At 53.0% G+C, this 19,659-nt stretch carries 22 protein-coding genes; 4 read left to right on the forward strand and 18 right to left on the reverse strand.

The window, feature by feature from the left end; genetic code table 11:
- Positions 1-46: 46 nt before the first annotated feature.
- Together ACT3T6_RS00705 and ACT3T6_RS00710 are read right to left on the reverse strand one after the other, a co-directional pair.
- A complete protein-coding gene (locus ACT3T6_RS00705) occupies positions 47-1,021 on the reverse strand; it encodes a GlxA family transcriptional regulator (RefSeq protein ID WP_193054780.1) in 975 nt (324 codons plus the stop codon).
- A 309-nt stretch (positions 1,022-1,330) separates the two neighbouring features.
- A complete protein-coding gene (locus ACT3T6_RS00710; RefSeq protein ID WP_193054779.1) occupies positions 1,331-1,933 on the reverse strand; it encodes a bactofilin family protein in 603 nt (200 codons plus the stop codon).
- A 201-nt stretch (positions 1,934-2,134) separates the two neighbouring features.
- On the opposite strand from ACT3T6_RS00710, the gene ACT3T6_RS00715 reads away from it, so the two are divergent.
- The gene (locus ACT3T6_RS00715; protein WP_193054778.1) at positions 2,135-2,722 is read left to right on the forward strand and encodes a bactofilin family protein; all 588 of its coding nucleotides are present in this window, start codon (positions 2,135-2,137) and stop codon (positions 2,720-2,722) included.
- 169 nt (positions 2,723-2,891) lie between these two features.
- On the opposite strand, the gene ACT3T6_RS00720 is transcribed toward ACT3T6_RS00715, so the two are convergent.
- From ACT3T6_RS00720 to fabV, 5 genes are all read right to left on the reverse strand, one after another.
- Positions 2,892-3,731, reverse strand: a complete 840-nt coding sequence (locus ACT3T6_RS00720; protein ID WP_193054777.1) for a PRC-barrel domain-containing protein — start codon at positions 3,729-3,731, stop codon at positions 2,892-2,894.
- Positions 3,732-3,883: 152 nt separating this feature from the next.
- Positions 3,884-4,231, reverse strand: coding sequence for a hypothetical protein (locus ACT3T6_RS00725; protein WP_193054776.1), 348 nt, complete (start codon positions 4,229-4,231; stop codon positions 3,884-3,886).
- A 225-nt stretch (positions 4,232-4,456) separates the two neighbouring features.
- The gene (locus tag ACT3T6_RS00730; protein ID WP_193054775.1) at positions 4,457-5,020 is read right to left on the reverse strand and encodes a PRC-barrel domain-containing protein; all 564 of its coding nucleotides are present in this window, start codon (positions 5,018-5,020) and stop codon (positions 4,457-4,459) included.
- A 159-nt stretch (positions 5,021-5,179) separates the two neighbouring features.
- Complete coding sequence (locus ACT3T6_RS00735; RefSeq protein WP_193054774.1) at positions 5,180-5,431, reverse strand: hypothetical protein; 252 nt, start codon at positions 5,429-5,431, stop codon at positions 5,180-5,182.
- 205 nt (positions 5,432-5,636) lie between these two features.
- Complete coding sequence (fabV, locus tag ACT3T6_RS00740) at positions 5,637-6,845, reverse strand: enoyl-ACP reductase FabV (RefSeq protein ID WP_193054773.1); 1,209 nt, start codon at positions 6,843-6,845, stop codon at positions 5,637-5,639.
- Between the two features lie 157 nt (positions 6,846-7,002).
- Here fabV and ACT3T6_RS00745 point away from each other — a divergent pair, with 157 nt between their 5' ends.
- Positions 7,003-7,386, forward strand: coding sequence for a DUF7079 family protein (locus ACT3T6_RS00745; protein ID WP_087106394.1), 384 nt, complete (start codon positions 7,003-7,005; stop codon positions 7,384-7,386).
- 38 nt (positions 7,387-7,424) lie between these two features.
- Here ACT3T6_RS00745 and ACT3T6_RS00750 read toward each other — a convergent pair whose 3' ends face one another.
- On the reverse strand, positions 7,425-7,910 hold the full coding sequence (locus ACT3T6_RS00750; RefSeq protein WP_087106396.1) for a glutathione peroxidase: 486 nt from the start codon (positions 7,908-7,910) through the stop codon (positions 7,425-7,427).
- Between the two features lie 102 nt (positions 7,911-8,012).
- A complete protein-coding gene (locus ACT3T6_RS00755) occupies positions 8,013-8,636 on the reverse strand; it encodes a LysE family translocator (RefSeq protein WP_192528522.1) in 624 nt (207 codons plus the stop codon).
- Between the two features lie 201 nt (positions 8,637-8,837).
- On the opposite strand from ACT3T6_RS00755, the gene ACT3T6_RS00760 reads away from it, so the two are divergent.
- On the forward strand, positions 8,838-9,569 hold the full coding sequence (locus ACT3T6_RS00760; protein ID WP_087106400.1) for a YebC/PmpR family DNA-binding transcriptional regulator: 732 nt from the start codon (positions 8,838-8,840) through the stop codon (positions 9,567-9,569).
- Between the two features lie 389 nt (positions 9,570-9,958).
- On the forward strand, positions 9,959-10,225 hold the full coding sequence (locus ACT3T6_RS00765) for a hypothetical protein (protein ID WP_087106403.1): 267 nt from the start codon (positions 9,959-9,961) through the stop codon (positions 10,223-10,225).
- A gap of 62 nt (positions 10,226-10,287) precedes the next feature.
- Here ACT3T6_RS00765 and ACT3T6_RS00770 read toward each other — a convergent pair whose 3' ends face one another.
- The 9 genes from ACT3T6_RS00770 to ACT3T6_RS00810 all read right to left on the reverse strand — a co-directional run bounded on the left by ACT3T6_RS00770 (position 10,288) and on the right by ACT3T6_RS00810 (position 19,645).
- Positions 10,288-11,295: a zinc-dependent alcohol dehydrogenase family protein gene (locus ACT3T6_RS00770; protein WP_192528521.1), complete on the reverse strand. Its 1,008-nt coding sequence runs from the start codon at positions 11,293-11,295 to the stop codon at positions 10,288-10,290.
- A 56-nt stretch (positions 11,296-11,351) separates the two neighbouring features.
- Positions 11,352-13,220 carry an ABC transporter ATP-binding protein gene (locus ACT3T6_RS00775; RefSeq protein ID WP_444625934.1) on the reverse strand — a complete coding sequence of 623 codons (1,869 nt, stop codon included), beginning with the start codon at positions 13,218-13,220 and terminating at the stop codon, positions 11,352-11,354.
- An 18-nt stretch (positions 13,221-13,238) separates the two neighbouring features.
- A complete protein-coding gene (locus tag ACT3T6_RS00780) occupies positions 13,239-14,294 on the reverse strand; it encodes an AbrB family transcriptional regulator (RefSeq protein WP_192528520.1) in 1,056 nt (351 codons plus the stop codon).
- Between the two features lie 225 nt (positions 14,295-14,519).
- Positions 14,520-15,239, reverse strand: a complete 720-nt coding sequence (locus ACT3T6_RS00785; protein WP_193054772.1) for a FadR/GntR family transcriptional regulator — start codon at positions 15,237-15,239, stop codon at positions 14,520-14,522.
- A gap of 59 nt (positions 15,240-15,298) precedes the next feature.
- A complete protein-coding gene (locus ACT3T6_RS00790) occupies positions 15,299-16,051 on the reverse strand; it encodes an SDR family NAD(P)-dependent oxidoreductase (RefSeq protein WP_193054771.1) in 753 nt (250 codons plus the stop codon).
- A 15-nt stretch (positions 16,052-16,066) separates the two neighbouring features.
- Positions 16,067-16,906 carry a sugar phosphate isomerase/epimerase family protein gene (locus tag ACT3T6_RS00795; protein ID WP_193054770.1) on the reverse strand — a complete coding sequence of 280 codons (840 nt, stop codon included), beginning with the start codon at positions 16,904-16,906 and terminating at the stop codon, positions 16,067-16,069.
- 8 nt (positions 16,907-16,914) lie between these two features.
- Positions 16,915-17,817, reverse strand: coding sequence for an NAD(P)-dependent oxidoreductase (locus ACT3T6_RS00800; protein ID WP_193054769.1), 903 nt, complete (start codon positions 17,815-17,817; stop codon positions 16,915-16,917).
- 8 nt (positions 17,818-17,825) lie between these two features.
- Positions 17,826-19,085 (reverse strand): TRAP transporter large permease, encoded by a 1,260-nt coding sequence (locus tag ACT3T6_RS00805; protein ID WP_193054768.1) that lies wholly within the window; start codon positions 19,083-19,085, stop codon positions 17,826-17,828.
- Positions 19,082-19,645: a TRAP transporter small permease gene (locus ACT3T6_RS00810; RefSeq protein ID WP_193054767.1), complete on the reverse strand. Its 564-nt coding sequence runs from the start codon at positions 19,643-19,645 to the stop codon at positions 19,082-19,084. The genes ACT3T6_RS00805 and ACT3T6_RS00810 overlap by 4 nt, the downstream gene beginning before the upstream one ends.
- Positions 19,646-19,659 lie beyond the last annotated feature (14 nt).

Genomic DNA, 19,659 nt, shown 5'->3' on the forward strand with positions numbered 1-19,659 from the left:
CTCTGGTGCTAATGCGTTACTGCAGGTTTTGCGACGTGGGCGTGCATCAGCTCAAACGCTCTTCCCGTGGGGTTAATCCAAAATGATTGCGGTAAGCCGTTGAGAAATGAGCCGCCGAGGAAAACCCCGTCGCAAACGCGATATCGCCTACCGAGCGATCACTTTCACGCAACTGTTTACGGGCATCCTGCAAACGCAAATTGAGGTAATAGCGGCTAGGCACCGCCTGAAGATATTTTTTAAACAGGCGCTCCAACTGGCGGCGGGAAATGCCTAAATGCTCAGCCAGCTCCAGGGTCGAAAGCGGCTCTTCTATGTTGGCTTCCATCAGCGTCACAGCGTCTACCAGGCTCTGCGGGGCGTGACCCAAGCGGTGGCGCAGCGGCACATGTTGGCGCTCATCGGCCATGCGAATTCGCTCACACATAAAGTGCTCTGACACCTGTTCAACCAGATGATTGTTCTGCTGTTGGCGCACCAGCGTCAGCATCATGTCCATGGCCGCCGTACCGCTGGCACAAGTGATCCGGTTGCGGTCGATCTCAAAAAGCTGTTGCGACAGCGCCACCTGAGGATACGCTTGGGAAAAGGCTGCAAAACGTTGCCAAGGTAAGGTCGCTCGATAGCCTTCCAGCAATCCCGTGCGGGCCAACACCTCAGCCCCTCCCGCCAATCCGCCCAGCATCGTTCGGCTTGGCTGGTGGCGCAGCCACTCCATTAGTTTGGCCGGTAACGCATAGGGCAGAGGCGAAGGCGCGCAGATAAGCACCATGTCCAGATGAGGCGGTGCCCCTTCCAGGGTGTAGTCAGCATGACAGGATAATTGAGCGCTGCTTCGCACCGGCTGCTCATCGGTACTGAGCGTAAACACCTGATAGAGCACCTGGCCGCTAAGCTGATTAGCCATCAGCAGCGGCTCGACGGCACTGGCATGTGAGAGCATGGAAAAGCCAGGCAGCAGTAATACCCCAATGCGCTGGCGCGCAAGTGTTAACGGGGGAGACAAAGAGCTGAGCTGCATGCCAAAACGCCATCAGTAAATGAAACGTCATCTTACCCAATTGTGACGTTTTGGGCAGTGCCTGATAGCACCCAATAGAAAAAGGCATCGCCGTACGCTGGGCTGAGGCTATGAAGATAAAGCGCTGAGGCCTGAGAGACCGTAGCGATCCTACTCTTTAAAACGGTCTTGAGGCCCGTTCTGGGAAAACGTCTTAGGGTCTGTCTGAAAAGTCGACGAGCGAAGACAAGACAAGGCAAAAATTGGCGAAAAAACGGAGTTTACATGTGTAAATGAGTATTTTGATCGGACTCGCGCACGAGCCAATTTTTAACGCCGTATTGTCGAGCGCAGACACCTTTCAGACAGAGCCCAGGAAACCATCGCAGTAACGTTCTGCTGAACGGCGTGATGCCTAACACGTGCTTGAAGCCAGGCACCCGCTTCACACTCTAAACATGGCGTATCAATCACACCCTGTACAGTTGCTTGTGGCAGCAGGGTGGCCCTGGCATGCGCTTTCAGCGTGCCTGAAACATGGCCATCAACGGTGACAAAACCACCTTCTATATAGGGTGCTACTTGCCCTGATGCATTCACCGTTAAAGAATGCTGCGACGCGACGACTCTGCCCTGCACGTTCCCTTTAACCAGCACGGGCTCGTTGGCGGTGATATCCCCCGTAATCGATGTGGCCGCCCCAATTCGGCTGCCCTCTTTTAACGGGGCCACCAGTGGTGTAACGGTGGCTTTAGGTGGTGACTGTTCAACAGCGATGTCAGAAACGAGAGAGACAGCAGGCGACGGTTGAGGCACGTCACCTGAAGAGTATGAGCCTTCAGCGCGCTGCCTTGCCTTACGGCGCCTGCCATCCCATACAATCAGTGTCATTGCGCTAACACCAATAAGAATAAACCATGCTTGAATACCCATACACCGGTCCCGCCACTGTCAATATTTTGCCCAGACTAAGGTTATATGCGATTTATTTTTATGGCGGCGCGAATAACCTCCCCCACTCGGCTTAATTCTGAGCTTTATCCAGCCGTTAAGCAGATTAAAGTATTCAATGACTTTTTATGCTCAACGCGTGCGTCTTAAAAGCGCCAGGCCGACATTTACCAGGAGTTAACGATGTTTAATAAAGCCAAGAATGCAACTGCCGAGCAAAAAACGACGCCGCCCAGCTCACCAGACTCAAGTGACACGCTTCTAACGGGCACGCCAACCAGCAGCAATGCGCGCCCCAGCACCTCCATTATCGGTAGCCATACGCAAGTAGAAGGCGACATCAATAGTGATGAGGATTTGACCGTAAAAGGGCGTGTTAGCGGCACTATCACCTGCAAACAGCACACCGTCACATTAGGCGCAAATAGCTATTTTAAAGGCGATGTGTTTGCTCATACCTTGCACGTATCCGGCGAAGTAGAAGGTAATTTAATCGCTTTACACCGCGCAACGATCCACAAGGGCGCCCAAGTGACTGGCAACATCGTATCGCCCTGCCTTGTGCTTGAAGATGGCAGCGTTTTCCACGGCAGCATTGATATGAGCGCCGACAATGAAATGCTAAAAAACAGCTTTAATGACGCGCCCACCCATACCAAAAAGCTACCGGCGAAAGGTAATGCATCAGGTGTTAGTACGCGAGCGACCACCAAAGAGTCATCTGCTGATAAAGAGACCAGCCTTGCAGAGCAGGAAGAGGTAAAAGCCTAAGTATCGAAACCCACAGTCGCACCTGGCTAGCGCTGATCGTATTTGAGGGCCGAAGTGATGGGCATAGCGATACATCGTATTGATGGACAGAGCCATCAATAGAAAAAGGGCAAGGCGCGAACGCCCTGCCCTTCCTGTCAGCATCTAAGCCGCTTATCGATCAAATCGCTTATTGGTTTTGATTCTGCTTCGCTTCGGATAGCGTCATATCGCTATCGACCTGCGTATAATTATCCTCGACATAATCCTCTGAGGACGCTTCAATCTCGTCACTGCCATACGTGGTATTCATGATGAGCTGTTCATCCTGGAACTCCACTTCATCCATCGGCAAAGCGATTTCTGTCGCGCCGAAGCCCCAGATACCACCGACTGAGATAATGGCAAACAGGTCACCAGAGTCGTTGTGCTGAGCGATATGTTGAATATCACCGATCTCTTCGCCATCCTGGTTAATGACGGCCATACCTTCCAGCTCGCTAACCGGGTGAGACATCAATGAATTATTGCCATCCTGGTCGTTACGATTATCCTGGGCAGCCTGCTGGCGTTCTTGATCGTCATCGCTATTAACGTCGACCTGTGCATCATCGGCTTGCTCGACGTTAACGTCAGGCTCGCCACCCTGCTCAACAGTAACGTTAGGCTCAGCGTCTTCAACGGTAACGTTGGGCTCGGGCTGTTCAATCGTCACGTTGGGTTCAGGCTGCTCGACCGTCACGTCCGGCTCTGACTGCTCTACTCGAATATTGGGAGAGTCTTGTTCAACTTTTACTTCAGCAGGCTCCTGGTCGACTTCAACGTCCATCGTTTCGTCGCCATTAGGCTGAGACTGAGCACGGCTGTCAGTTTCTGTGCCTTGTGGCTGCGTTTGCGCCGTAGCATCTTGCTGCTGCGTCATTTGATCGGCATTGTCAGTGTCGTTCTGGTTAGCGTCTTGAGCCAGAGCGCCGCCTGAAAGTCCTGCACAAATCGCACCAATAGCAATGGCTAGTGTTGTCCGTTTCATAATATTGCTCCTTGTGTTGGCTTGCACTTAAAAAGCTAGTAGACCTAAGCGCCTAAGAGCAAAGCTAACGATGAATTATAATAAAAATTAACACGTATATTATCACCGCTTACTTAGTAAAACTCGTCAAGAAACAATGGTGAGGTTTTATACTATTCAACCGTGGTCTGGTCGGCATCCTCATCTTTCAAAACTTCCAAGCGGTTACCACCTTGTTCATTCTGCGTATCGTCGCTGTCTATATCGGCCTGGTCAGGCATATCCAGGTCGTCGCTTTCGGAACTCTGTTGAGGCCCTTGGGTACCGGTTTCACGCTCGGTATCATCCTGTTCCTGGTTACGGGGAGTGTCCGTACTTTGCTGCTGTCCGGCTGTTGAGTTGTCCTGCTGCTGGGTCATCTGACCGTCGCTCTGTGATGCATCATTTTCATTGGCCAACACGGCTGCTGAAATGCTCGTAAAGATAGCACCGATAGCAATGGCTACTATTGTCCGGTTCATATGATGTCCTCCTTGGATGAGTCACTCTTCAAACGTTAGCCAACGGAGGAAAAAAGTAACAATAAAAAACCATCTTTCTTAAAACTTGTATGAAAGTTAATAACGATCTTAATAATCGTTTAACGACCAAAAAAACGCCTTGCCTCATTATACAAGGCAAGGCGAACTCATGAACAAAGTGTTATGGCCTTTCAGGCATTAGATGGCCATTCTCATGACAGTATCTTAATCAGGATGCTGCTGGGCCTGCGTTACGGTCATACTGTTATCTATCTGGCTGAAATTGTCTTCGTCATACTGTTCTGCCGTCGCTTCTATCTCTTCACTACCGTAGGTGGTGTTGGTAACCAGTTGGTCGTCCTTCATCTCAATTTCATCTAATGGCAGCGCCACTTCATCGGCACCGATTCCCCATACGCCACCAATGGAAATAACCGCATACAGTTCGCCAGACTCTTTATGCTCAACGATCCGGTCAATACCGCCAATTTCTTCATCCTGCATGTTGACCACTGTCATGCCTTCGATATCACTTATTTGGCGAGACATTAGGTCGTTCGGATCATCACTCTCCTCCTGGTCAACATCCGAGGAAGACGCCGCGTTGCCACCTGTCATAGCGGCGGGCTGCTCATCCTGAGCGTCGTCCTGCTCATCGACCGCCTCTTCCTGTTGTTCCAGCGCACCTTCTGATTGACCATTCTCTTGCTGGTTATCCTCAGCAAACACGCCACTGGACATTCCAGTGCAAAGAGCTGCAATTGCAATCGCTAATGTAGTCCGTTTCATGCTGTCTCTCCTTGAGTGCCACACTCTTACAAGTTAGTTGAGCGAATTGAAAATCACCAATACCCGCCAGTTGCGGGATAATCGCTGCCTGTTTATCCAATCAGTTTCATGACATCGTTTGTGCATGGCATCTTCTGACCCGCAGCTGAAACGACTCTGTTACGAAACGTCTTTGCCTGCGTTGGGATCAGACGCATCGTAATCCTGAGTATCATCAGGCGCTGAACCAGGTTCGTGGGCAGTTTCGGCTTCAAAGCGGCGCGCTGCCTCAATTGCTTGCGGCTCAGTGTCGTGGCGGGATATTTCTTGAGGGGCATCAGGCTCGGTAACATCGACAACGCGCCAACCCGATACGATGATCGCGTCGCCCTTATCTTCGCTAACTGGCTCCACTCGTGCGGTACGGGTCATATTTCCTCCATGGTAAAAGCGAGTAACACTCTGCTTTTAACCATGGCAGAACCTTCAAGGACTTGCGTATCCAGCAGTAAACATTTAACAGTGATTGATTTTGCGCCTGCCGCTAGCGGACTTTACGCGTCAAACGCAAATTGCCGGGCACAAAGGCCCGGCAATTCGTTAAATCGGTAAGCAAGTCGCTTACCGATTTAACGGTTTATAAATTAACCACATCGAACGCAACGTTAGGGTTCACGTCAGCGTCGTAATCAACATCATCACGCTCAAAGCCGAACAGTTTTAAGAATTCATGCTTATAGCCAGCGTAATCAGTGATATCAAACAGATTCTCGGTAGTCACTTCCGGCCACAGATCCTGGCAAGCCTGTTGGATATCGTCGCGCAGCTCCCAATCATCCAGACGCAGACGGCCTTTATCATCAGTGGCCATATCACCGCTCTGACCTGCAGCATAGAGCCGTTCACCGAAGAGTCGATTGAGCTGATCAATGGTGCCTTCGTGTACGCCCTGCTCTTTCATGATGCGATACACCATGGCGATATACAGCGGCATCACCGGAATAGCTGCACTGGCCTGGGTAACAACAGATTTGAGTACCGCGACATTAGCGCCGCCGCCGCTAGTTTTAAGCTTGTCATCAATCGCCGTGGCCGCGCGATCCAAGTCTTCCTTGGCTTTACCCAAGGCGCCGTGCCAGTAAATCGGCCAGGTAATTTCCGTACCGATATAGCTAAACGCCACGCTGCGTGCGCCTTTGGCCAATACGCCCGCCTGGTCCAGTGCGTCCATCCACAATTCCCAATCTTCGCCACCCATCACGGTGATGGTATCGTCGATTTCCTGCTGGGTGGCAGGCTCCACTTCTGCCTCGATAATCCGGTCTTTATTGGTATCAATAGCCGTAGCGCGGTAGGTCTCACCGATCGGCTTCAGGCTTGAGCGCTTGAGTTCACCGCTATCCGGCAGCTTACGCACGGGGGATGCCAGTGAGTACACCACCAGGTCGATTTCGCCCATATCCTGTTTGATCAGTTCAATGGCTTTTTCACGCGCTTCGTTAGAGAAGGCGTCGCCATTGATAGACTTACTGTAAAGGCCTTCCTGCTTGGCAAACTTGTCAAACGCTGCGCTGTTGTACCATCCCGCCGTACCGGTTTTGGTTTCACTGCTGGGCTTTTCAAAAAACACGCCCAGCGTATCAGCACCGTAACCAAAGGCAGCGGTAATCCGAGCAGCCAAGCCGTAACCGCTGGAAGCCCCGATCACCAACACTTTTTTGGGGCCGGCGCTTTTATCCAAACCACGCGCGCGGGTTGCTTCAATCTGCTCGAGCACGTTTTGCTCGCAGCCTTTAGGGTGAGTAGTCGTGCAGATAAAGCCGCGTACTTTGGGTTTAATAATCACATCGAACCTCACTATCGGATTGATTTCATTATCAGCATGACAATGCTGTAAGCATGGCGGCTATTTTAGCTTGCCAGGCGGGCGCTGTCCGCTCTTGAGCTTATTTGCCTTTCACGGCAGGATAGTGCCCCTTCTTTTAAATGCCTGCGAGGCCATCATGAACGCACAGCAACTAGTCGACGAGCGCGGCGACCTTTGGCTTGCCTTGGCCCCCTTATGGCTAGACCGCGAACCCAGCGAACGGGATTACGCCCGCATGGTCGAGGTCATTAACCAGTACGACATGCCGCTGATGGAGCTTGAGTGGATGTTTCGCCTGGAGCTAGCCCCGGTGATGTCGCGCCATCAACTTTCGATTGCCAGCGAATGGCGAAAATTTGATGACCATAAGCTGATGCAACAGCTAGTGAGTCATAACCTGCGCTTAAAGGGGTGGCGGCGCAAAGGCTGGGCGCTTTTTTCCGGGCTAACCACCATGATGGTACGCCACCGCTGGGTCGAGCTTATGAACCGCGTTAAGGTTGCCCGTGGAGAGCATTAAGCCGCCGTCAACACTCTGATTCGTTGATGGCCAATGACCTATTCACGATCCAGCGCCGCTTCCAATGCCAAGCGTAAGGGTTGCCCATGATCTCGCGGGCCAAAACGGGCAATGACCCTGCCATCGCGCCCAACCAGAAACTTGGTGAAATTCCACTTAATGGCTTGGGTACCCAAAACCCCGGGCGCCTGTTGTTTCAGCATGACAAATAGCGGGTGTGCGTGGTTGCCATTAACACTGATTTTTTCCATCAGAGGGAAGCTTATCCCGTACGTTTGCTCACCAAACGCACAAAATGCTTCGGCACTTTCTGGCGACTGACGGCCAAACTGGTTGCAGGGAAACCCCAGCACGGTGAAGCCGCGGTCACGATAACGCTGGTATAACGCCTCAAGCTCTTTTAATTGCGGCGTAAATCCGCACTGGCTGGCCACATTAACTACCAACAGCACTTGCCCACGCAGCGCGCGTAAATTAAACGGCTGCCCTTGGTGGGTGTAACAGTCTTGATCGTAAATCGTCATTATTAAGCCTTACACCTTCCAGGCGATATAAACACTACCTTGCCACGGCTACAGGGATGGCACCAGCGCCTTATATCGATTATTGCCAAGCACAACGGCCTATTAACCTATGGTAATGGGCCCCATGACAACGCGCAGCGCCAGCGCAATCAGTAGCACGCCGGTTAATCGATTTATCCAGTGCGCATGGCGCTGCAACCAAGGCAGTACCCGCGAATGCGACAAGCCGACCGCCACCAGCACGTACCAACCACCATCAATAAGCATAGCGGTTAGTACGACGATCATCTTTGCCATACTACTCATATCAGGAGTAACAAACTGGCTCAGCAACGCTACAAAAAAGATAATCAGCTTGGGATTACCCAGCGCCACGAGCATCCCCTCTTTGGCCGCCTGACGGCGAGTGGTTACCACCCCCTGTTGACTCATCACCCCCGCCCTGCCAGCCCGTAACGCCTTGATGCCTAACCAGGCTAAATAGGCGGCGCCCGCCCAGGTAATCAGTTGAAAAACGTCAGGCGAACGAGTAACTAACGCGCCCAGCCCCCAGACAGTCAAAAGCGCATAAAACCCGACGCCAGCCGCATGAAATAAAGCAGCGGTAATACCTGGCAACCGCCCACCGCCCAACGTGTGTTTTAAAACCAGAGCGAGGCTGGGCCCGGGCGACATAGCCCCCATGGCGCAGATAGCCGCGAGTGACAACCAGAGTGAAAACGGCATTTTTTCCTCTTTGTACTTGTTAATGAATCGTCGTCTACATGCGCCAATGCCGTTACCGGCTGAGTTGCTTGCTGTATAACGTCGTCTCTCTTAAATAACGCTGTTAGCATGGTACGCTGTTGGGTAAAATTTGCCCCTTTTTCGATGAAAATGACGCCTGCTGTCAAAACAGGCGTGGCACGGCTAATAAAGGACTCCGATATGGGTAGGGCGTTTCAAAACCGTAAAGAATCGATGGCTAAAACGGCCGACGCAAAAACCAAGGTTTATAGCAAATACGGGCGTGAAATTTATGTCGTTGCAAAAGCAGGCGGCTCAGACCCGAACGGTAACCTTGCCCTGCGCGGTTTAATAGAGCGTGCGAAAAGAGATCAGGTTCCCTCGCACGTTATTGATAAAGCGCTAGACAAGGCCAGCGGCGCAGGTGGCGAAGACTTCTCTCCAGCACGCTACGAAGGCTTTGGCCCCGGTAACGCCATGGTGATTGTCGACTGCTTAACCGATAACCCTAACCGCACCTTTGGCGATGTACGCGGTTGCTTTACCAAAACGAAAAGCAAGATTGGCACCCCCGGCAGCGTTAGCCACATGTTCGATCACTGCGCGATTTTTGCGTTTGTCGGCCAGGAAGAAGAGGCGGTGCTTGAAGCGCTGATGGAAGCCGATGTTGATGTGACCGACATTGAGCAGGAAGAAGCGCGTATTACGGTTTATGCGCCACACACCGAATATTCTAAAGCCAAGCAAGCCCTGCTGAATGCGTTCGGTGAGCTCGATTTTGAAATTGATGAGATTCAGTTTCTGCCGCAAAACACCACGCCGCTCGAAGGCGATGACGTGGCGCTATTTGAAAAATTTGTGGGCATGCTCACCGATCTGGACGATGTACAAAACGTCTTCCACAGCGCTGAGTTGCCAGAAGAGACAGCGTAAATAGCACGATCGGTACGTTTAAAGTGGCCGTCAGCGTATTGCTGACGGCCAGCGCAGCATTTGGTGACAACAGCGCAGGCTTAATACCGGCATCGCTCAGCACCTGCTTCCCCCGCACGGTTAGATCGGTAATAAACCAAAACTGCTGCCACACCCAACAGCCCCGACAGTACACCGCTAAACGCTGTCGCTCTTTATGGACAAGCGCTTGATGAGGAGGCGCCATCAAACAACGAACGCCCTGAGGTTTACGGTCGATACACTAAACAAGAACAAGGTTAGTATTTTGAGGATAAATCACTGCGGAGCTATTCGAACTTATCGACTAAAATGACATCTTCAGAGATAACCATTATCCGCAACCATTTCATGTTACGCAGGAGGCGACCATGAGTATTGTTCATGTTAGCGAGGCAGAGCTCTACGCCAAGCTTGAAAAATGTATGTCGGGAGAGCGCGTTCTCATTGACCAGGCTGGCAACCGGTTTAGCGCGCGCATTCAGCTCGCCCGTAAAATGGATGCAACGGTCATTCCCGAAAAACAGCTACACAAAAGTCACGATGATCCTGATGAAGTGGATAGCATCACCGTGCCTTATGAGCATATCTGGGAGCTTGAAATTAAGGGCGTGGTGTATAGCCGTTTAGCAGAATAATCGCATCGTTCTACCAGCACCCCCTTACGGGCAGTGCTGGTAAAGATCGCAAGCGAAGGCCTTTAGAACGTTAAACAAATTTTTCCTAAATGCTTGCCCGCCTCCTGGTAGCGAAAGGCATCCGCAATCTCGGCTAATTCAAACTCTCGATCAATAATGGGGCGCATATCGTTAGCTTCAATAGCCTTGATCATCTCTATCTGATGGCGGCGACTGCCCACAATCAGGCCCTGCAAACGCGCCTGTTTTGCCATTAGCTTCGCGGTTGGAATGTCTCCCTGGCGGCCAGTCAGCACACCAATCAATGAGATATGCCCACCAATTTTGATCGCTTCGATAGATTGCGGCAGCGTTCCAGGTCCGCCTACTTCGACAATATGATCAACACCTTGCCCATCCGTCAGTTCATTAACCTGCTTGCCCCATTCAGGGGTTTCCTTGTAGTTAATCGTATGGGTAGCGCCCAATTCACGTAACCGCTCACGTTTCGCGTTGGAAGACGACGTCGCGATAACGTGGGCGCCCATCATGCGTGCAAACTGCAGCGCAAATATGGATACACCGCCAGAGCCCAGCACCAATACCGTATCGCCTGCTTTTAAGCCGCCATCCACCACAAGCGCACGCCATGCCGTTAACCCTGCAGTAGTGAGCGTTGCCGACTCAGCATGGCTATACCCCTTCGGCTGATGGGTAAACCACTGCGCAGGGCGAACCACCTGTTCACAGGCGTAGCCATCGACACCATCGCCAGGCGTCGTCGTAAAATCCGCAACGCGTGCAGGGCCTTCCAGCCAGTGAGGGAAGAATGTCGATACTACGCGATCACCCACTGAAAACTCGGATACTCCCTCACCTACCTCTTCAACAATACCCGCTCCATCCGACATGGGAATACGGCCGTCAGTGGTCGGCATTTTGCCCGCCACTACGCCGTAATCATGAAAATTCAGCGAGCTTGCATGAATGCGTACGCGAACCTCACCCGCTGCAGGTGCGCCAGGTGCCGTGGCATCCTGCACATTAAGTTTATCCAGCCCACCTGGGGCTTGTAGCGTTACCACTTGCATTGTCGATCTCCCGGTTTAGCTGTCGTCTGGAACACGTTAGCAGAGGATCAGAAAATTCACATATCAACCCCAAGAAAGCCGCCCGACTGGCGCTTCCATAGCCCGGCATAAATACCGTCTTGAGCGAGCAATTCCGTATGCGTGCCGCTTTCTACAATACGCCCCTGCTCAACCACGATCAGCCGATCAAGCATTGCGATGGTGGAAAGACGGTGGGCAATGGCAATAACCGTTTTGCCTTCCATTAACGTATCCAACTGCTCTTGAATGGCGGCTTCCACTTCAGAGTCCAGCGCCGACGTGGCTTCATCCAATACCAAAATAGGCGCGTTTTTCAACAGCACGCGCGCGATGGCAATACGTTGGCGCTGGCCACCCGACAGCTTAACGCCGCGCTCGCCCACATGTGCGTCCAACCCACGACGCCCCTGAGGATCCACCAGGTCGTTAATGAACGCATCCGCATGGGCGCGGCATACGGCGGCCCATACTGCCTCATCGTCTGCCTGTGGGGTGCCGTAGCGAATGTTATCGCGCAGCGAACGGTGCAAAAGCGAGGTATCCTGGGTCACCATGCCAATCTGGTGACGCAATGAGGTTTGCGTGACCTGAGCGATGTCCTGATCATCGATAAGAATGCGCCCGCCCTGAACATCATAAAAACGCAGCAGCAGGTTAGCGAGGGTCGATTTACCCGCGCCTGAACGACCAATCAGGCCAATTTTCTCACCGGGGGCGATTGTCAGATTCAGTCCATCAAACACGGTTCGGCTTTCGCCTTTGGCCTGCTCATAGCCAAAACGCAGCGCGTCAAAATGAATTTTACCCGCCGGTACATGGAGGGCTGGCGCATTGGGCACATCACTGATGGTCGGTTCGCGGGCGATAGTGTTCATGCCATCCTGTACCGTACCAATATTTTCAAACAAGCCCGCCACTTCCCATAAAATCCAGTCAGACATAAAGCGGATCCGCATCACCAGCGCAATCGCGATGGTTAATACGCCTAGCGAAATGGCATCGTAATACCAGGTGCTAATCGCCATACCTGCCGTGCCTACCAGCAGCGCGGTATTTAGCAGCGTCAGGCAGACACTCATAATGGTGACCAAACGCATCTGCTGATGCACGGTTTCCATGAATCCTTCCATGGCATCGCGTGCATAGCGCTGCTCACGCTCGGTATCCGCAAATAGCTTTATGGTTTGAATATTGCTGTAGCTGTCGACCACGCGCCCGGTCATCTGCGCGCGGGCGTCGGCCTGCGCCATGGACACATCACGCAGCCGAGGAACAAAAAAGCGCATGATGGCCAAATACCCAATGAGCCAAAGCCCCAAAGGGAGCAATAGCCATAAATCGGCCCGCCCCAACAAAATCGCCGCACCGGTAAAATACACAATCGCGTAGACCAAAAGGCCCATCACCTTAGTGACCGTTTCGCGGATCGCCAAGGCGGTTTGCATCACTTTTTGGGATACCCGCCCGGCAAACTCGTCCTGATAAAAAGCCAGGCTTTGGTTAAGCATATGACTATGCGAGAGCCAACGGCCAATCATCGGATAATTACCGAAGATGCTTTGATGAGTAATCAACGATTGAGCCAGCACCAACAGCGGCAGCCCCACAAGCATCAACACACCGACCCCGGTCAACCAAAGCCCATTCGCAGCCCAAAAGCCTTCACGCTCTACATTGCCCAGCCAATCAATCAGTTGCCCCATGTAGTTAAAGAAAAGCACCTCCGCGGATGACACCAGCGCAGTAAACAGCGTCATGGCAATCAGCAACGGCAATACCGGGCGCGAGAAGTGCTTGATGAAGGGCAATAGGCCTTTAGGCGGTGTTTGAACATCCTCCATGGGGTAAGGATCTACGCGCGTTTCAAAGTAACGAAATAGCGGCTGCAGCATACGAGAAAACATGAACGTTCCTTACGTTACTTATCGATCATTAGTAGGGTTAGATGCCTGATGCCGTAAAAGCCAGCGAGCCCAAAATGGCGCAAAGACCATCAACGTCACCATGCGAAGAAGGTGGTGAAATGCGACAAATACCGGATCAATATTAAGCGCCACCGCCAAAATGGCCATCTCGCCAACCCCGCCGGGTGCCAGCGCCAGCAGGGCTACATCACGGCCAACGCCCACAAACTGATGAATCAACTCAGCAAACAGGGCCAACACCATAAGCGCCAACAGCGTGGCAATGCCTGACTGCCATAAATAGCGCCCCCATAACCGTCGCGTCATGCCTTTAAAGCGAGAACCGATTGCGCTGCCCAATACCCAAAGCATCAGGTTCATCCCCCAGTCAGGCAACCGAAGACTTGCAATATCAAACCCTGAAAGCAGTGCAGCGGTAAGCAACGGTACCAATAAGGCGGGGGTAGGAAAGCGTAGCCAGCGCCCGAGCGGCAGTAGCAGAGGGATAAGCAACAGCATCCAGGCATGTTCAAACTCATTTGCCCGCAACGCCATGTCACCGTCCCCGCCCTCGTAGGCCCAAAAAAGAGGAGGTAACACTAAAATCACCAAAATCACGCGAATCGACTGGGCAATAGCAATACGCTGAGGGTCGCCGCCACATTTGTCGCCCAGAATAATCATCGCGGTCATGGCGCCGGGAGCGGCGGCAAACCAGGCGCTGACGGAATCAAACCCACAGCGCCGATACCAGGCCGAGGCCGCCACCGTAGAGGCGCTAATGCCCGCTAACAACAGCACGGCTGATATTGGCCAATCGACCACCCGCTGAGCGAGTTCCGGTGTTACCTGGCTGCCTAACACCAACCCCATAACAGCGAGAAAAACATTACGCAGTCGCTCCGGCACTACAACGTTAACGCCCCGAGAGGAAACCAGCAAATTGGCAACCAGAGGGCCAAGCATCCAGGCAAGCGGTAAACCGGTAAGTTGGAAAATCGTGCCGCCTATCGCGCCAACGATGAGCGACGTTAACAGCCCTTTTGCACTTCTTGTACTTACAACACCTTTCACACCAGCCCTCGCTACCGAAATCTGCGCTAGCGGGTTAATTTATTAACCCGCTAAATATAACGATAGTTTATCACTGACCAGGCTATACAAGGACACCAATAGCAAGGAAGCCGACGCTGCTTGCAGGATTGCCAGCGCTAACGCGGTGAAGACTGACGTGTATCAGGCAGGCAGCAACGCTACGCTGGCTATCAAAATAGCTCCGCTGCCTTGGAATATAAGCGCTTACTCTATCGAAAAAGCAGGCGCTTTCTTTTGAGGGAAGGAGCGTAATGTCTGCTGATTCCAGGTCTCAAAGTGGTCGTGCATAGCTTGGCGTGCCAACTCGCGATCACGGGTTTTAACAGCATCAACAAGCGCGATATGCGTCTCGTTGGTTTTCTTTTGTGCGCCCTTTGACTGCCTGGCAAGAACCCTGCGCTGATGAAGTACTTTTTTAAGCACCGATGACAGTCCTTGAAAAATAATCAACACAGCGGGATTTTTGGCCATAATCGCCAACAGCTCATGAAACTCGTAATCCGCCTGAATACCTTCAAGTACATCGGTGGAATTAACGATCTTGCTGCAGAGCCTTTCAAGCTGCTCTAGCTCATGGGCTTGATGGTTGACCGCGGCTGCCTGGACAATCTCTTTTTCAAACATTTCCCGGGCAGTTTCAAGATGATCAACAGAGATATAATTAAGTTTTAGCGCCAGCTCAAAGTAGAGCTGAATAAACACCGGCTCCGGCATTTTGAGAAAGGTGCCACTGCCCTGCTTGCGCTCAATGAACCCAAGGCTATGCAATACTGAAAGTACATTTCGTACCGATGAGCGGTGCATATCAAAGTGCTCACAGAGCGCTCTTTCTGGCGGGATCTTTAACCGGCCATCCCGGGAAAGTTCGGAGACAGAAACAAACTCCTTAAGCCTATCCAAAAGATTCGGATCCATTTGGCTCATAGCGTCATCCAAGTGCTACCCCTATACCGTATTTTAAGCATAAGGGTAGCTTATCATAGTCAATGAATGTGCATACCGCCGTTCACATCCAGGGTTGTCCCTGTCATGTAGCTTGAGAGATCGCTTGCCAGGAAAAGGAAAGCGTTGGCAACATCGGCAGGCCCACCCAAGCGAGCTAGCGGAATACCTTCCAGAATTTTAGCCTTCATTTGATCATCAAGTTTGCCAGCAGTAATGTCGGTGGCAATCAAGCCAGGCGTTACGGAGTTAACGCGAATGCCAGATGCACCGAGCTCGCGCGCCATGGCTTTGCCAAGCCCCAGCATACCGGCTTTGGCCGCACTATAATGTGGGCCACCGAAGATACCTCCGCCTCGCTGTGCAGAAACCGATGATGTATTGATGATAGACCCAGCTCCGCTCTGTTTCATGTGCGGCACGACAGCTTGCGACATATACATCATGCCACGCAGGTTAACGTCCAAAATACGGTCGTAATCTTCTGGCGTAATCTCTTCAAACTTAACCGGCTGAGTGATACCAGCGTTATTGACCAACACATCAATTCTGCCAAACCTTTCCATCACGGCTTTCGCTAGGCTGAAGCAGTCATCACGGCTTACCACGTTACCTGTTACGACCATCGAGCGGTCAGCATCAAACTCGCTGCGTACCTTCTCGCAGGCTGCCTCATTGATGTCGGAAATAACAATGGAAGCACCGTGCTCGTAGAAGAGACGCGCCGTTCTAAGGCCAATGCCTTTTTCACCTGCAGCACCAGTCACGATACATACTTTACCTTTAAGCAGCATGACGTTTTCCTTTTATTAATATTGGGTAAGTAAAGCCAGCTCCTCAAGGGAGCGTAAAATCTGCGATTCGATTCTATCGAGCGGCAGTGGTTGTTCATCGCGCCACGGCTGAGCGCCAGCATCGCGATGCAGTCGAAATGGAAGCTCCAGAGAGAACGGCTTGTCTTGGTCAAGCAGCACAGCAGCGAGTGCTTTGTCGTCTGTATCACCTTCGCCAAATGAAACAAAATCAAACCCATCACTGCGTCGAGCACAGGGCTTGAGATGAAAGTGATCGGCGATAGGCATGGCCGCTCGGGCATCAACAAGGGCATTCTGCCCAGGGCAGTGTGAGAGCAAATTCCCCATATCGTAGTTAATACCGAAGGCCTCATCACCCAACCGTTCAAGTAACGCCAACGCATCCGCCGAGCTATCGAACACGTTGGGCACCCCGTTACCGGGGTTTTCAAGCAAAATACGCACACCATACTCACGCGCTATGGCGGCCAGTGTAGCGGCCTGCTTAAAGAACGTGCTTTCATGCTCACACGTGGCCGCGTTAGTAATGACAAAACTCGCGCCTAGCGAAGCCGCAAAACGGCAGCGCGCTTCGAGCCTGGCAGCCGCGTTTTCAAGCCCAAGATCAATATGGCCTGAGAAGTAATGACACTGCTGACCATAGCGGCGCATTTCGTTTTTCAAATCGTTGGCAAATGACTCGGTAAAGTCGCTATCAGTAAACGCCTCTACGTACCCATCGATAAACGCGAATTCGACATTTGTCACCCCGCACCACGCAAGCGAAGGCAGGATCACATCGAACCCATAGCCATCGTAGGCAGCGGTACTGACGGATATAAAACTCGTTGCCATGGGTCGCCTCATCCCTTGCCGTTGAGCAGTCGGTAGGTGCGGATGACCTGGCTATCATCAAGCTTGCCCTCCCCCCGCTCGGAGCTTGCCACGAACATCTGCCGGGCGGCTTCCGCCAGCGGCGTGAACGCTTTGGCGCCCTTGGCGGAGTCGCAGACAATGCCCATGTCCTTACAGAAGATATCGACGACGCTGGTAACCTCGCCGGGTTCGGCAATCATGCGTGGGCCGCGGTCGCCCAGCATCCAGCTCGAAGCGGCCGAGCCCTGCACCATCGAAAGCATGACCGACGCCTCGATGCCGCTCTTTTCAGCAAGCGACAGCGCCTCGGCGGCCGCGGCAATATGCACGCCGCACAGCAGCTGATTGACGGCTTTCATGGCCGCCCCCTGGCCCGGCGTGGGCCCGGCGACGAACACCGCCTTTCCCATCACATCAAACGCTTTCGAGCATCGGCCAAGAGCTTCCTCGCTGCCAGCGGCCATGATGGTCAATTGGCCGGCTTGGGCGCCCACCACGCCACCGGACACCGGCGCGTCGACGTAGTGAAGGTCTGGACGCACCGCCGCCACTTCGCTGGCGATACCAGCGGCGTCGTCCGGCGCGATGGTCGACATCTGCACGATGCAGGCGCCCTCTTTCAGCGAACTAATCACGCTCGAAGCTTCGTCATCCGTTGGGTTACCAAACAGCACGGCGCGTACCTGCTCGGCGTTTACCACCATGATGAAAAGCGCCTCACTTTCGCTCAAGTGGCGGTGCTTCGTCTCATCTGTCGTGGTCTGGCCGTTGAAGACGGTTTCCACCTGCTCGAAGGCATCGACCCCCAACACGCTGAAACCGGCGTTTTTCAAGTTCGTGGCCATGGGGCGCCCCATGGCGCCGAGTCCTGCAAAAGCAATGTTATGCATGCCAAACCTCAGTAGATGATCAGTGCCGGTATATAAGAGACCAGCAACAGCACGATAATGGCCACCAGATAGAACGGAGCGAGCTCCTTGACGACCGCGCCGATGCGCTCACGGGCAATCGCCGCTGAGACGAACAGCGTAGTGCCGATGGGCGGTGTAAACAGACCGATACTCAGATTCACGCACATCATGATGCCAAGCTGCACCAGATCCAGGCCGATCGCGTTGGCAATGGAAACGAGCGTGGGTCCCAGTAGCAGGATCGCAGCGGGTAGATCCAAGAACATGCCGATTAACAGCAGGAGCAAATTGATCGCCAAAATGATCAGAATCGGGTGTTGAAGATACTCGACGGCCCACTGGGCCACGGCTTGCGGCACACCACCCGAGGTCAAGATATAGGCGATGATATTGGCCGCCGCGATTATTAGCATCACGATACCGGTGGTGATCACCGTATTGGCCAGTGCGGCCATCACCCGCTCGCCGGTCAAGTCGCGATAGATGATACCGCTGACCATCAGCGCGTAAGCCACAGCGATAATGCTGACCTCGGTGGGCGTGGCAATACCGGCTCTTAGCAGTACGACAATAAAAACAGGCATCAACAGTGCAGGTAGTGCGGTAAACAGCGTGCTGCGCATCTCGGCACGCGTGTGCTTGAGCTTAAGACGAGGAAACCCACGGCGCTTGCCCACAAAATAACAAGCCAGCATCATACCGGCCGCCAGCATCAGGGCGGGAATCACAGCGGCAATAAACAATGAGGCAATCGAGCTGTTGGACACCGTGGCAAACAGAATCAGTGGAATCGACGGAGGCATTAGCCCGGCGATGACCGAGGAAGCCGAGGTGACCGCTGCGCCGAACGCACCGGGGTAGCCTTCGCGTTTCTGCCAAGGAATGAGCATTGAACCCAGCGCCGAAGCTTCCGCTACGGACGAGCCGGATACCCCGCCGAACACCGTCGAACCAACTACGCTGACTTGGCCCAGCCCGCCAGGATACTTGCCCACCAGCATCGAAGCCAACCCGACCAGTTTCTGGCCGAGTTTGCCCGACATCATCAGGCTACCGGACAGAATGAAGAAAGGAATCGCCAGAAGTGGGAAGCTCTGCGTTGGTTGAAAAATCTTCATCAGCGCCATACTGGAAGGCATGGGCCCGAAGACCGACAATGCCGCCCAACCGCTAATGACTAGCGAATACCCCACGGGCATTGCCATCAGCAAGAAAAGAACAAACGCCACTAGCATTTGAACTGTCATATTCCTTCCTCCCCGTGCGATACCTGCGGGTCGGACTGCTCCTCACCGCCCACCAGAACCAATGCACTATTGATCAGCGAGACAAGCGCGAGCCCTGCAAACCCAGCAACCACCGACCAATACGCCCAAGACATGCCAAGACGCGTAATGGGAAAGCGCTGTCCGCCTGCAATCTCCACCACATTCAAGCCGTGATAAGCCATAGTGCTGAAGGCCACCAGCGCGATCACATTCACAGTGAGTGTCACAACTTTCCGGGGTAGCCTTGGTAGCTTCTCCACCACCAGCTCAATCCCGATATGCTCGTTTCTAGCCGCAGCCGCCACAATGGCGCCCATCGTTAACCAAGGAAAGAACAGGTTGGGAATTTCCGTCGCCCAGCCAAGGTTTGTCGAGAAAAGATAGCGAACGACCACCCCAGAGAGCAGGGACACGAAAATGGTCACGATCGAAATGATCGCCAACCACTTGGATACTTGATAAATCAAGTTCTTCGAGCCGATTAACAGCGAAGCCGGTAAGCCGGCTTCGCTGTTGCGGCTCTCGTCTGAGAGCGTCATGAAAAACCCCTCCG

It is taken from the genome of Halomonas sp. 72, from assembly GCF_052379785.1.
GTDB lineage: Bacteria > Pseudomonadota > Gammaproteobacteria > Pseudomonadales > Halomonadaceae > Vreelandella > Vreelandella citrativorans.

Coding starts and splice junctions, on each gene's coding strand:
- ACT3T6_RS00785 (WP_193054772.1), bottom strand. CDS start 15,239: ATGAGCCAAATGGATCCGAATCTTTTGGATAGGCTTAAGGAGTTTGTT.
- ACT3T6_RS00790 (WP_193054771.1), bottom strand. CDS start 16,051: ATGCTGCTTAAAGGTAAAGTATGTATCGTGACTGGTGCTGCAGGTGAA.
- ACT3T6_RS00750 (WP_087106396.1), bottom strand. CDS start 7,910: ATGACGATTTACGATCAAGACTGTTACACCCACCAAGGGCAGCCGTTT.
- ACT3T6_RS00810 (WP_193054767.1), bottom strand. CDS start 19,645: ATGACGCTCTCAGACGAGAGCCGCAACAGCGAAGCCGGCTTACCGGCT.
- ACT3T6_RS00775 (WP_444625934.1), bottom strand. CDS start 13,220: ATGTTTTCTCGTATGCTGCAGCCGCTATTTCGTTACTTTGAAACGCGC.
- ACT3T6_RS00795 (WP_193054770.1), bottom strand. CDS start 16,906: ATGGCAACGAGTTTTATATCCGTCAGTACCGCTGCCTACGATGGCTAT.
- ACT3T6_RS00725 (WP_193054776.1), bottom strand. CDS start 4,231: ATGAACCGGACAATAGTAGCCATTGCTATCGGTGCTATCTTTACGAGC.
- ACT3T6_RS00800 (WP_193054769.1), bottom strand. CDS start 17,817: ATGCATAACATTGCTTTTGCAGGACTCGGCGCCATGGGGCGCCCCATG.
- ACT3T6_RS00730 (WP_193054775.1), bottom strand. CDS start 5,020: ATGAAACGGACTACATTAGCGATTGCAATTGCAGCTCTTTGCACTGGA.
- ACT3T6_RS00705 (WP_193054780.1), bottom strand. CDS start 1,021: ATGCAGCTCAGCTCTTTGTCTCCCCCGTTAACACTTGCGCGCCAGCGC.
- ACT3T6_RS00770 (WP_192528521.1), bottom strand. CDS start 11,295: ATGCAAGTGGTAACGCTACAAGCCCCAGGTGGGCTGGATAAACTTAAT.
- ACT3T6_RS00745 (WP_087106394.1), top strand. CDS start 7,003: ATGAACGCACAGCAACTAGTCGACGAGCGCGGCGACCTTTGGCTTGCC.
- ACT3T6_RS00805 (WP_193054768.1), bottom strand. CDS start 19,085: ATGACAGTTCAAATGCTAGTGGCGTTTGTTCTTTTCTTGCTGATGGCA.
- ACT3T6_RS00755 (WP_192528522.1), bottom strand. CDS start 8,636: ATGCCGTTTTCACTCTGGTTGTCACTCGCGGCTATCTGCGCCATGGGG.
- ACT3T6_RS00715 (WP_193054778.1), top strand. CDS start 2,135: ATGTTTAATAAAGCCAAGAATGCAACTGCCGAGCAAAAAACGACGCCG.
- ACT3T6_RS00735 (WP_193054774.1), bottom strand. CDS start 5,431: ATGACCCGTACCGCACGAGTGGAGCCAGTTAGCGAAGATAAGGGCGAC.
- ACT3T6_RS00760 (WP_087106400.1), top strand. CDS start 8,838: ATGGGTAGGGCGTTTCAAAACCGTAAAGAATCGATGGCTAAAACGGCC.
- ACT3T6_RS00710 (WP_193054779.1), bottom strand. CDS start 1,933: ATGGGTATTCAAGCATGGTTTATTCTTATTGGTGTTAGCGCAATGACA.
- ACT3T6_RS00765 (WP_087106403.1), top strand. CDS start 9,959: ATGAGTATTGTTCATGTTAGCGAGGCAGAGCTCTACGCCAAGCTTGAA.
- ACT3T6_RS00720 (WP_193054777.1), bottom strand. CDS start 3,731: ATGAAACGGACAACACTAGCCATTGCTATTGGTGCGATTTGTGCAGGA.